12 protein-coding genes and 3 pseudogenes are annotated in these 11,303 nt (G+C 42.8%); 13 read left to right on the top strand and 2 right to left on the bottom strand.

The genetic code is table 11. From position 1 onward, the window contains the following. Window positions 1-147: 147 nt before the first annotated feature. From M72_RS18025 to M72_RS17485, 7 genes and pseudogenes are all read left to right on the top strand, one after another. Window positions 148-270: pseudogene (locus M72_RS18025) on the top strand (tyrosine-type recombinase/integrase); the annotation flags it as partial. 52 nt (window positions 271-322) lie between these two features. Then, window positions 323-526 (top strand): helix-turn-helix domain-containing protein, encoded by a 204-nt coding sequence (locus M72_RS03075; RefSeq protein WP_055067114.1) that lies wholly within the window; start codon window positions 323-325, stop codon window positions 524-526. Beyond that, window positions 501-1,163: a response regulator transcription factor gene (locus M72_RS03070; RefSeq protein WP_055067113.1), complete on the top strand. Its 663-nt coding sequence runs from the start codon at window positions 501-503 to the stop codon at window positions 1,161-1,163. Before M72_RS03075 ends, M72_RS03070 begins: the two co-directional genes overlap by 26 nt. Continuing rightward, the gene (locus M72_RS03065; RefSeq protein WP_055067112.1) at window positions 1,160-2,176 is read left to right on the top strand and encodes a sensor histidine kinase; all 1,017 of its coding nucleotides are present in this window, start codon (window positions 1,160-1,162) and stop codon (window positions 2,174-2,176) included. The genes M72_RS03070 and M72_RS03065 overlap by 4 nt, the downstream gene beginning before the upstream one ends. Window positions 2,177-2,305: 129 nt before the next feature. Then, window positions 2,306-3,076, top strand: coding sequence for an ABC transporter ATP-binding protein (locus tag M72_RS03060; protein WP_055067111.1), 771 nt, complete (start codon window positions 2,306-2,308; stop codon window positions 3,074-3,076). After that, window positions 3,063-5,078 carry an FtsX-like permease family protein gene (locus tag M72_RS03055; RefSeq protein ID WP_055067110.1) on the top strand — a complete coding sequence of 672 codons (2,016 nt, stop codon included), beginning with the start codon at window positions 3,063-3,065 and terminating at the stop codon, window positions 5,076-5,078. The genes M72_RS03060 and M72_RS03055 overlap by 14 nt, the downstream gene beginning before the upstream one ends. A gap of 3 nt (window positions 5,079-5,081) precedes the next feature. Further along, on the top strand, window positions 5,082-5,213 hold the full coding sequence (locus tag M72_RS17485; RefSeq protein ID WP_261291775.1) for a hypothetical protein: 132 nt from the start codon (window positions 5,082-5,084) through the stop codon (window positions 5,211-5,213). Between the two features lie 264 nt (window positions 5,214-5,477). On the opposite strand, the pseudogene M72_RS16700 reads toward M72_RS17485, so the two are convergent. After that, a pseudogene (locus tag M72_RS16700) lies at window positions 5,478-5,549 on the bottom strand (XRE family transcriptional regulator); the annotation flags it as partial. A gap of 164 nt (window positions 5,550-5,713) precedes the next feature. Between M72_RS16700 and M72_RS03050 the strand changes: the two are divergent. The 5 genes from M72_RS03050 (at window position 5,714) to M72_RS03030 (ending at window position 10,741) form a co-directional block, all read left to right on the top strand. Next, window positions 5,714-5,902: a helix-turn-helix domain-containing protein gene (locus M72_RS03050; protein WP_014080203.1), complete on the top strand. Its 189-nt coding sequence runs from the start codon at window positions 5,714-5,716 to the stop codon at window positions 5,900-5,902. Next, window positions 5,895-6,581, top strand: coding sequence for a response regulator transcription factor (locus tag M72_RS03045; protein WP_008705965.1), 687 nt, complete (start codon window positions 5,895-5,897; stop codon window positions 6,579-6,581). The genes M72_RS03050 and M72_RS03045 overlap by 8 nt, the downstream gene beginning before the upstream one ends. Window positions 6,582-6,589: 8 nt before the next feature. Then, window positions 6,590-7,627, top strand: a complete 1,038-nt coding sequence (locus tag M72_RS03040) for a sensor histidine kinase (RefSeq protein WP_055067109.1) — start codon at window positions 6,590-6,592, stop codon at window positions 7,625-7,627. Between the two features lie 112 nt (window positions 7,628-7,739). Further along, complete coding sequence (locus tag M72_RS03035) at window positions 7,740-8,423, top strand: ABC transporter ATP-binding protein (RefSeq protein ID WP_055067108.1); 684 nt, start codon at window positions 7,740-7,742, stop codon at window positions 8,421-8,423. 56 nt (window positions 8,424-8,479) lie between these two features. Beyond that, a complete protein-coding gene (locus M72_RS03030; RefSeq protein WP_176694758.1) occupies window positions 8,480-10,741 on the top strand; it encodes an ABC transporter permease in 2,262 nt (753 codons plus the stop codon). Between the two features lie 9 nt (window positions 10,742-10,750). On the opposite strand, the gene M72_RS03025 is transcribed toward M72_RS03030, so the two are convergent. Further along, window positions 10,751-10,972, bottom strand: a complete 222-nt coding sequence (locus M72_RS03025) for a hypothetical protein (protein ID WP_055067106.1) — start codon at window positions 10,970-10,972, stop codon at window positions 10,751-10,753. A gap of 65 nt (window positions 10,973-11,037) precedes the next feature. On the opposite strand from M72_RS03025, the pseudogene M72_RS18020 reads away from it, so the two are divergent. Further along, window positions 11,038-11,295 (top strand): annotated as a pseudogene (locus M72_RS18020) (sigma-70 family RNA polymerase sigma factor); the annotation flags it as partial. Window positions 11,296-11,303 lie beyond the last annotated feature (8 nt).

Raw genomic sequence — 11,303 nt, 5'->3', positions numbered from 1 at the left:
TCATCTTGAATACCTCTTGTGTTTTTAGATTTTACCAACTGGCAGGTCAGTAATAATCTAAATTTACTTGAGGTATTCTTTTTGGTCAATTCCTTTTACTTTTTAAAGTATACAGGAAGCTCCTTCATCAGTACATATGGCACAGTTATGAAAAGAGGTGTCCTATATTATAGGACCAGAATCAAAGACGCGAATGGTAAGCTCGTAGCTATCTACGCAAAAACACCTGAAGAACTATACAACAAAGAAACGTTTGCGTTGGAACAGATAAACTTGTATTGTTCGAGACAAAGAACTATAATGTACTCTGTGGAGGTGCATAATGGATTATATGACACTAAAAGAGGCCGCCGAAAAATGGGGCGTGACACCTCGTAGAGTAAATTACTATTGCGCTGCTGGGCGTATCCCCGGCGCTGTGAAAATGGCCGGGGTTTGGCTGCTCCCTAAAATTGCGGAGAAGCCGTGGGATATGAGAACAACGCAAGGGAGGCAACAAAATGAAAATTTTTATCATAGAAGATGAACCAGCAATCCGTGAGGAACTTACCCAACTTTTTGAAAAATACGGATACCAATGTGCCAGTAGTAGCGATTTTCAGCATATCGCAGAAACCGCCCTTTCGTCTGGGGCTGACTTGATTCTTTTGGACATCAATTTGCCGTATCAGGACGGCTTTCAGGTGTGCAGAGAAATCCGGCAGAAATCCAATCTTCCAATCATTGTGCTTACCAGCAGAAACAGCGATTTTGACGAACTAATGAGTTTGAACATCGGTGCCGATGATTATATTTCAAAGCCCTACAATGCACAGGTTCTTTTGGCACGCATACAAAAACTTCTGGCACGAACTTATGAAATACAGGACAATGTGGTTTTGACACACAAAGGCTTAACTCTAAACCTGCTCAAAGCAGAAATCAGTTACCAAGGACAGAGAAAATCTCTTACTAAAAATGAAATGGGGATTTTGCGTCTGCTCATGGTAAACAAGGGAAATATCATTCCTCGTGATGCCATTATTGATGAACTCTGGCAGAGTGAGCAATTTATAGACGAAAACACCTTGAATGTGAATATCGTTCGTTTGCGGAAAACGCTGGCAGAGATCGGTTTGCCTGACTATTTGGAAACGAAGCGTGGATTGGGGTATTGCGTATGAGATTATCCGAGTATCTTTTAGATCGAATTTTTTCATTGATATGTATGCTGGTGTCGGCACTCCTACTGTTTGGCCTGCTTTGGCTAATTGAAACCCCTGCTACTTTTATTCTGTTTGCCGAAACGATCCTTATGGCAGCGTATATTTCCGCTTTGGTATATGATTTTTTCCGCAAACGAAGTTATTATAATCTACTTCTGAAAATGATGGAACAGATGGAAGAAAAGTCGCTTTTGGGTGAACTATTGACACAGCCTCATTTTTTGGAAGGTCAGATTTTAGTGGATATTTTGCGGCGCTGCAATAAATACCAGAACGATCAGATTTCCAATGCAAAACAAGCAAGTCGGGAATACCGGGAGTACATTGATTCATGGATACACGAGATCAAGACCCCTATTACCTCTGCACGCCTGATGATAGAAAACGAAAAAAATCCCACTACGCTACGCATCGACGATGAACTCCGCAAAATTGATACCTATGTGGAACAGGTGCTATACTATGCCCGCAGTACGGATGTGGAAAAGGATTTCAAGGTGGAAAAAACCACACTGCAATCTTTAGTTCATGCTGCGTTAAAGACATATTCCAAACCTCTGATCCAAGCAGGCGGAAAACCAGTGCTGAATGATCTGGACATTCCTATTGTTGCCGATAGCAAGAGTTGCACATTTGTAATCGGACAAATCATATCCAACGCGATCAAATATCGTAAAGACAATTTGCAAATTGAGTTTTCTACCAAAACAGATAAAAATAATATATCTCTTTTTATTTCAGATAATGGAATTGGAATTTCTGCTGCGGATTTACCACGCGTGTTTGACAAAGGCTTCACTGGAGAAAACGGACGCCGCTATTCCAAGTCAACCGGGATTGGGCTGTATTTGAGCCAAAAGCTGTGTAAAAAAATGAATATTGTGCTTTCCGTTTCCAGTGATCCCGGACAAGGGACTACCGTAACTATGGTATTTCCTACGGAGAGCTATTTGAAAGAGGCGGGGCTGTAAAACCTCGCTTTTTTCAACCTTACATTCTGGTAAGGTAAATGTAATCTAACTTAATGGCACAGGAGAAGCCCCTATGGTAGAGTAAAAATACAAAAGCAAAATGCTTTTGAGAAAGGAGTCTCATAATCAATGGACGACACAATTTTACGGGTGGATGACATCCAAAAATTTTACGGTAACAAGGGCAACCTGACAAAAGCCGTCGATCATATTTCTTTCTCTGTGCGTAAAGGTGAGTTTCTCGGTATTATGGGTTCTTCCGGCTCCGGGAAAACCACTTTGCTGAACTGCATTTCTACGATTGATACCGTTACCAGCGGCCATATTTATGTGGAGGGAAAGGACATTACGACGCTTCACGGATCACAGCTTGCAGACTTTCGCGGAAAAAAGCTGGGCTTTATCTTTCAGGACTTCAATCTGCTGGATACTCTGACAGCCTACGAAAATATCTCGCTGGCCTTGTCTATCGCAGGAACCAAACCCAGTGAGATTCAAAAACGTGTCCCGCAGATTGCAAAGGCGCTGAACATTCAGGAAGTATTGAACAAATATCCCTATCAGATGTCCGGTGGCCAACAGCAGCGGGTAGCCGCTGCAAGAGCAATGGTAACCAATCCCGCAATGGTGTTGGCTGATGAACCGACCGGCGCTCTTGATTCCAATTCCTCGCGGATGCTGTTGACGATGCTGACGGAATTGAACGAACAGCTTGCGGCAACAATCCTAATGGTAACGCATGATGCTTTTTCCGCCAGCTATTGCCATCGCATTTTGTTTATCAAAGACGGGCAGGTGTTCAATGAGCTGCACCGAGGGACGGACACACGCAAAGACTTTTTTGCAAAGATTCTGGAAGTGGTTTCCGTCTTGGGAGGTGAGCAAAATGACCTCATTTAAGCTGATCTTCCGAAATGTTCATAAGAACATCCGGGACTATCTGATTTATTTCCTTACACTGACGCTTTCGGTCAGTCTGTTTTATGCCTTCAACTCAATTTCCGATCAGCCAGCTTTTTCCGATATGGGAATAACCGGTTCGCTTTTATACGACCAACTCGGCATACTGTTGTCGGCGCTTTCTATTGTCATTGCGGTAGTATTGGCTTTTCTGATTATCTATGCCAACCAGTTTCTTTTGAAACGCCGCAAAAAAGAATTGGGCGTATATATGGTGCTCGGCATGAAAAAAAGACGCATTTCCAGGCTGTTTGCCGGTGAAACTCTTTGTGTTGGTGTCATTGCTTTGGTTTCAGGTTTGGTTCTTGGGTTGCTCTTTTCGCAAGGACTTTCTTTGGTTGCATTAAAACTCTTTGCGATTGAATTGGATAAATTTCAAATCGTATTTTCTGCTGGAGCATTTCGACAGACAGTGCTTTGTTTTGCGATCATCTTCTTTATCGTAATGCTTTTCAATGTGTGGTCTGTAACCAATGTCAAATTGATTGACTTATTGACGGCCAGCAGAAAAAACGAAAGCATAAAAGTAGAAAATCGTGTTTTGCCGCTTTGTCTGTTTGTGCTTTCCCTGATCTGCATAGGGATTTCCGCTGTGCTGTTCAACAAAAACGGAATACTGCCATCTCGTGAAAATATGTCTTTTCAAATTGCGGGAGCAGCTTTGGTTGTTGGAACCTTTCTGTTGTTCAACTCATTATCCACTGTTTTCATCCAAGTGGTAAGAGCTGGTAAAGGGTTTTATCTGAAAGGTTTGAACACATTCCTTGTACGCCAAATCGGAAGTAAAATTCGCACGAATTATCTTGTGGTGACGATTGTTTGTGGCCTGCTGACCATTACCATCTGTGCTGTATCTATTGGGGCAAGCACAGCTCTTGCAATGAATGAATTATCAAAAGCTGCAACCCCCTATGATTTGAATGTACTTTCCAATGTTTCCACTGATGGAGACTGCAACATTTCCGAGTATCTTGCCACACATGATGTTGCAATGCGTGATTACGCCGAAAACATGGAGCAAATCAGCATTTATGAGGCCGATATGACCTATTCAGAGCTATTTGAAGGTCAGAATGTCGAGCTGTGGCCTATTGATGAGGAAGTTTCCAATAGCAAAGTTGCCATAATTTCCGTTTCGGACTTCAATCGTGCTTTGGCTATGCAGGGCAAAGAGCCAATCACACTGAACGATGACCAATACTTGTTAAATTGTAATTACACTGGGACATATCAATATGTTTCTGCGGCCTTACAAAAACATTCGGAAATTACAATAGGCGGAACAACCTTACTGCGTGCATCCGATGAAGTTTTGCAAGAAACATATTTTATGACTTCTGTTGGAAACAATGATCGCGGAACAATCATTGTCCCGGATCATGTAGTGGCTGGCCTCGAAAAAGACATTAATGTGCTTTTGGTACAATATAAGCCGGATGCGGATTCTAATGAAATCCTGCAAAAGATGATCCCTATTGGATTGGACGAAGCGCATGGTTATCGGTACGCAGAAAAGAACATGATGTATGAAATGTTCTACGGACTCAATGCTTTGGTGAGTTTCCTTTGTTGTTATATCGGCTTAATCTTTTTGCTGATCTGTGCTGCTCTTTTGGCACTAAAACAGCTCACAGAAACGACGGACAATATTTACCGATATGGATTGCTGCAAAAGTTGGGAGCCAAGCGCAAGCAAATTAACCGCACACTTTTTACGCAGACGGTTGTGTTTTTTGCAATTCCGTTGACTGTTGCCGGAATATACTCGGCTTTCTTAATCGGCAAAGCAATGACTGTCGTTGAGGAATTTATGAATATCCATATTTCAACAAATATCGGATTGACCATTATTCTTTTCCTCATTGTTTACGGGAGTTATTTCCTTGCAACCTATCTATCTTGTAAACGCATTGTTACAGAGCAAAAGAAATTGGAGGTGTAAATCATGTTACCTGAAAATGTAAAATGGGAGGCTGTGTTTCAAAGTATCGTAGACACATGGCTCCCCCTAATTGGCATGGTTGCCGCAATTGTTGTGATTGCTATAATTGTTCATGTGGTTAGGAAAAAAAGATAATGATTTTGTCAGTGCATATCCATCAGGTTTTTTGAACAAGCCTGGGTTATTTGAACGAAGGCAAAGTGTAATATGGAAATAAGTAAAAAATATTTCTTATTCAGTTGGAAATAATGTTTCGTGAAGAAATTATAAAACAGATAAATTTTCATTTGATGATACATATAGTGTTAGACGAACTAGCTCTCTTAAAATGAAAAGAGCCAGTGAGTGAATTTTAACGATTCTCTCACTGGCTCAATTTGTTTCAAATTTCTCGGACAACTCTGTCAGTTCTTTATTCTTTCGGGCTTCCCGCATTTTTTGCCCCAAAGCAGTCAAATCATCAATCGGCATAATCGTTCACCTCAATAATATTGTATCGTTCCGGTTTATATGATGGAATGACCTTATTATGCCTAACAATCAGTATGATTATGCCGATTTTATAGAGCTACAATTGGTGATAAACTTGTATTGTTCGAGACAAAGAACTATAATGTACTCTGTGGAGGTGCAGAATGGATTATATGACACTAAAAGAGGCCGCCGAAAAATGGGGCGTGACACCTCGTAGAGTAAATTACTATTGCGCTGCTGGGCGTATCCCCGGCGCTGTGAAGATGGCAACTATCTGGCTAATTCCAAAGGATGCGGAAAAGCCGATTGATGGTCGTACAAAACAAGGAAAGGCAGAAAAGTATGAGTAATATATTACTTCTTGAAGATGATCTAAGCCTGATTAACGGGCTTTCTTTTGCTTTCAAAAAGCAGGGATTTGAATTAAATATCGCCAGAACGCTCAAAGAAGCGGAGGAATTGTGGACAGACGGAAAATATGATTTGTTGGTGTTGGACGTATCTCTGCCAGATGGGTCTGGCTTTGAATTTTGCAAAAGAGTTCGACTTACATCAAAGGTGCCAATTATTTTTCTGACGGCTTCGGATGAGGAAACAAGTATTATTATGGGGCTGGATATTGGAGGTGATGACTATATCACAAAACCGTTCAAACTGGGGGTTCTCGTTTCAAGGATTAACGCCTTACTTCGACGTGCAAATTCTTTTCAAGCGGCAGACACAGAATTGCAGTCGAATGGCATCAAAGTTCTTTTGCTGCAAGGACAGGTTTTCAAAAATGGGGAGCTGTTGGATTTGACTGCCGCGGAATACAAGCTACTGTGCTTGTTTATGAGAAACCCAAGCATGGTGCTGACAAAGGGACAAATTTTAGATAAGCTATGGGATTGCGACGGGAATTATATAGACAGTAGTACCCTTACGGTCTATATGCGTCGGCTTCGTATGAAGATCGAGGATAATCCAAGTGAACCACAAATGCTCCTGACTGTTCGAGGTATGGGATATAAATGGAATATTATCGGGTGAGGTGCAGAATGAAGATACTGGCAAATAAAGAAATCAAAAATCTATTTCTTTCGCTTTCACTAGTTTTGGGGGTTACATTTCTCTTAGCCGAGTTTTTTCTATGGCTGTCATATTGCCGGCTTTCTCTGTTATTGCTAATCCTTTTTCTATTGGCTGGCGGTGCTGTATGGGCAGTCTGCTTTGTATATTTTAATCGGCAAAATCAGATCATGGAGCAGGCGATATTACAAATCAATGCGTATCTTGATGGTGATCGCAATGCCCGTATTGAATGTGACAATGAGGGCGAATTGTACCGACTGTTTCATTCCATCAATTCTTTAGCGGCAGTGTTAAATGCCCATGCAGATAACGAGTTACGAGAGAAAGAGTTTTTGAAAAATACAATCTCCGACATTTCACACCAACTGAAAACACCGCTGGCAGCACTCAATATTTATAACGGACTCCTTCAAGACGAGGATATAGAAGTGTCCTCCGTGAAAGAATTTGCTGATCTGTCCGAGCAGGAGCTTGACCGTATTGAAGTTCTGGTGCAAAGCCTTCTTAAAATCACAAAGTTGGATGCTGGTTCTATTGCATTTGAAAAGGAAATACAAAATGTAGCGGATATGATGCAGGATTTGGAGTTACACTTTGCGTATCGTGCCAAGCAGGAACAGAAAGAGATCGTCTTATCTGGTGCAGATGATATTTCCCTTTTCTGTGACCGTGATTGGTTGAGTGAAGCGATTGGCAACATTGTGAAAAATGCGCTGGACCATACAGAAAAGGGCGATACCATTCACATCAAATGGAAGGCACTGCCCTCTGCTGTTCAAATCACAGTAAAGGATAACGGGTGCGGGATTCATCCAGAAGATTTACACCACATCTTCAAGAGGTTTTATCGCAGCCGCTTTTCAAAGGATACACAGGGGATCGGGCTTGGCCTGCCGTTGGCAAAAGCAATTATCGAAGCTCATGGGGGTCTAATAGAAGTGGAAAGTGAATTAGGAATTGGAACGAGTTTTATAATGAATTTCCCAATTCCTACAAAATTGTAGGCTGGTTGTAGGGTTACAGTAATATTGGGGTGCTATTCTTTCCATCGTAGACAGGGAACGAAAGTCCACCCGTTTACGACAGCAAAATTATTGAGAAAGAGGTGTTTGCACTATGAACTTGTTAGAAGTCAAAAATATTTGTAAAACCTATGGCAATGGGGAAACCGCGGTCAAGGCTTTGAAAGATGTTAGCTTTTCTGTTCCCAAAGGCGAGTATGTGGCAATCGTCGGAGAATCCGGTTCCGGCAAAAGTACACTGCTGAACATGATTGGCGCATTGGACACGCCTACGTCAGGCAAGGTGCTGATCGACGGCAAGGACATTTTTTCCATGAACGACAAGAAGTTGACCGTGTTTCGGCGTAGGAATATCGGCTTTGTCTTTCAGGCGTTCAACCTTGTGCCGGAGCTGACCGTGGAGCAGAATATCATATTCCCTGTGTTGCTGGACTACCAGAAGCCGGACAAAAAGTATCTGGAAGAACTACTGGCGGTGCTGAATCTGAAAGAGCGCCGAAATCACCTGCCGAGCCAGCTTTCCGGTGGTCAGCAGCAACGTGTGGCAATTGGGCGGGCACTGATTACCCGGCCAGCCCTGATCTTAGCTGACGAGCCGACCGGCAATCTGGACACGCAGAATAGCAGCGAGGTCATTGCCTTGCTAAAAGAGGCGTCGAAAAAATACGAACAAACCATCATTATGATTACCCACAATCGCAGTATCGCGCAAACGGCTGACCGGGTTTTGCAGGTATCGGACGGTGTACTGACCGACTTCGGGAGGTGCCGCGAATGAAAAGCTATCTTAGCCTTATTCCGATTTCTGCAAAGGTGCGGAAGAGACAGAATAGGATGACGATGCTGTGCATCATTATCTCAGTGCTGTTGGTTACGATGATTTTCAGCATGGCAGATATGGCGATCCGAATGGAAAAGACACGAGTGATCAAAGAACATGGGAACTGGCATATCATGTTGAAGGAGCCATCCGAGCAACAGATTGAGCAAATCGCACAGCGAACAGATGTGATGACGTCCTCCCGTTATGACGGACTGAACTTTGATTTATCCGAAGACTATACGATCAATGGAAAAAGCTGCGTCATCGTAGGTGGTGATAATGCGATTCTAACGGAGATCTATGACAATTTGACTGAAGGCCGATATCCTACAAAAGAGGATGAAATTTTACTTTCGAATCGTTCAAAAGAACTGCTTTCTCTGAAGATTGGAGAGACGATTACCGTACATACACCAGCTGGAGATTTTGGCTATACGATTTCCGGTTTTGGAGGAGATGTTACCATTACCACAGATGCCGACATTGTGGGGGCTTTTCTAAATTGGGACTCCTTCCAAAGTCTTGCAAAAGCAGAAGGAAGTAAGCTTGCTCCCGTTTGTTTTGTGCGCTTTTACGAGAATATCCATATTCGTAAGGTGATTGCAGAGTTGCGGAAAACATATGGCTTTACCGACGAAACATTATCCGAAAACACGGCTTTGCTGGGATTGACGGGCTTCAGCAGTGATTCTTATGTCATGGGAATGTACCTTGTAGCTGCAATCTTGTTTGTTCTGGTTTTGGCTGCGGGAGTCTTTATGATTGCGGGAAGCTTGAACAGCAGAACCGCAGAGAGAACACAATTTTTTGGAATGCTTCGTTGTATTGGAGCAAGCCGGGCACAAGTTATGCACATAGTCAAGTTGGAAGCACTCTATTGGTGCAAAACAGCGGTTCCGATTGGCGTGATAGTTGGGATTGTGGGCACATGGATGCTTTGTGCACTGCTCCGGTTTGGTGCGGGCGCTGAATTTGTACAGATTCCGCTATTTGGGATTAGTAGTGTCGGTATCATCAGCGGAATTGTTGTTGGTGTTTTGACCGTGCTGTTATCTTCCATCTCTCCCGCAAGGCGGGCGGCAGGTGTTTCTCCGGTTGCGGCTGTTACCGGAAATCTTTCCGAAAATTGGAACACATCCCGGCCAATCAAGCAGAACTTTTTGAAAATTGAGATGGCCTTGGGGATTCATCATGCCGTATCCTCTCCCAAAAATCTACTTCTCATGACTGGCTCCTTTGCACTCAGCATCATTATGATTTTGAGCTTTTCTGTTCTTATACAATGGGTGAATATGGCACTCAATCCCTTAAAGCCATGGGCACCAGATGTCTTTTATAGTAGTCCTGATAATCTGTGCGACATTAAACAAAGTTTTGCCAAAGAGGTGGAAAGCCGGCCGTATGTAAAGCGGGTATTTGGGCGGATGTATCAAAGCCTTCCTGCAGAATATGAAGGAAAATTGGGGCAAATTGATTTGATTTCTTATGAGAATCAGCAGTTTCAGTGGGCAGCTGAAGATTTGATTGCAGGTGATATATCGGCTGTCTCTGAAGGCAACGGTGTACTGACGGTTTTTGATAAAAGCAATTCTTTAAAGGTTGGAGATACGATTCAGCTGGAGCAGACAGAGCTTACCGTGGCTGGAGTCTTGAAAGATAGTCCCTTTGATACATCGGATCAGCCAACTGTGATTTGCTCAGAGAAAACGTTCAAGGAAATTACAGGCAAAGATGCCTATGCTGTTCTTGACGTACAGCTGTCCAAAAAAGCAACAGAGCAGAATGTAAATGAGCTTCACGTATTGGCAAATGGACATTATCGCTTTTATGATCGACTGGCGCAAAACAAAGACACACAAAATACCTATTTTATGTTCTGCCTGTTTGTTTATGGATTTCTCGCCGTGATCACATTGATTACTATTATTCATACGGTAAACAGTATTTCTATGAGCGTGTCTGCAAGAACAAATCAATACGGAGCCATGCGTGCAGTGGGGATGGATAGTTTACAAATCAAGAAGATGATTCTCATGGAAACCGCCACGTACACTACGCTTGGACTCCTCGCAGGTTGTGGTCTGGGATTACCGCTGCATCATTTTCTCTATTCGCAGATGATTACAAATTATTGGGGAACGGCATGGCAAATCCCTTTAACATCTATTGGAGAAATACTGGTGTTGCTTGTGTTCACTTCTCTTCTTGCACCTTTCGCTCCGGCAAAACGCATCTGTAACATGCCGATTACTGCAACCATCAATGAATTGTAATTCAATATTTTAATCTGCCGCACGACGGCAAAAGAAAAAAAGCCGTCGTAGAGCAGACAATTTGACACGCCCATTTGAAACGGCGGCTTTGATTTTCAGAGCCGCCGTTTCTTTGCGTTTGCACAAACCTATGACGACTTGCAGGGACACGGTAGCCGATTGGAGGTTATTTTGCCGCGTCTCGTTTGCTTTTTCAAAGCTCACATGATCTACATCAGTTGAAAAAAGCATTGCTCCTCCTCCGGGCAAGTATAACATTGCATCGGCATTATCGTTCCATGTAATTCAGTATAATAATGGCTGTTCTTGGCGCGCCAGTTTTCCCTCACGGAAATCTGGCGTTTTTTGTTGCCATTTTTTCGGAGATGACCCGGTTGTCTGCAGGTGTCGGTCTCCGCCTCCATTCGATTCACCCGTCAATCACCCGTGAATCGAAATGGAGGTACATAATGAAGAAAATTAACCTTCGGGAGCTTTATCCTGATGTTTATACAACAGACTTTTTGGTAGATGTGACAGAGGAAGTAATGGAGACTATTCGGGCAGCTGAACGTGTCCTATA

The organism is Roseburia faecis (assembly GCF_001406815.1).
Lineage (GTDB): Bacteria > Bacillota > Clostridia > Lachnospirales > Lachnospiraceae > Roseburia > Roseburia faecis.
This window is presented reverse-complemented; position numbering and strand designations above follow the sequence as displayed.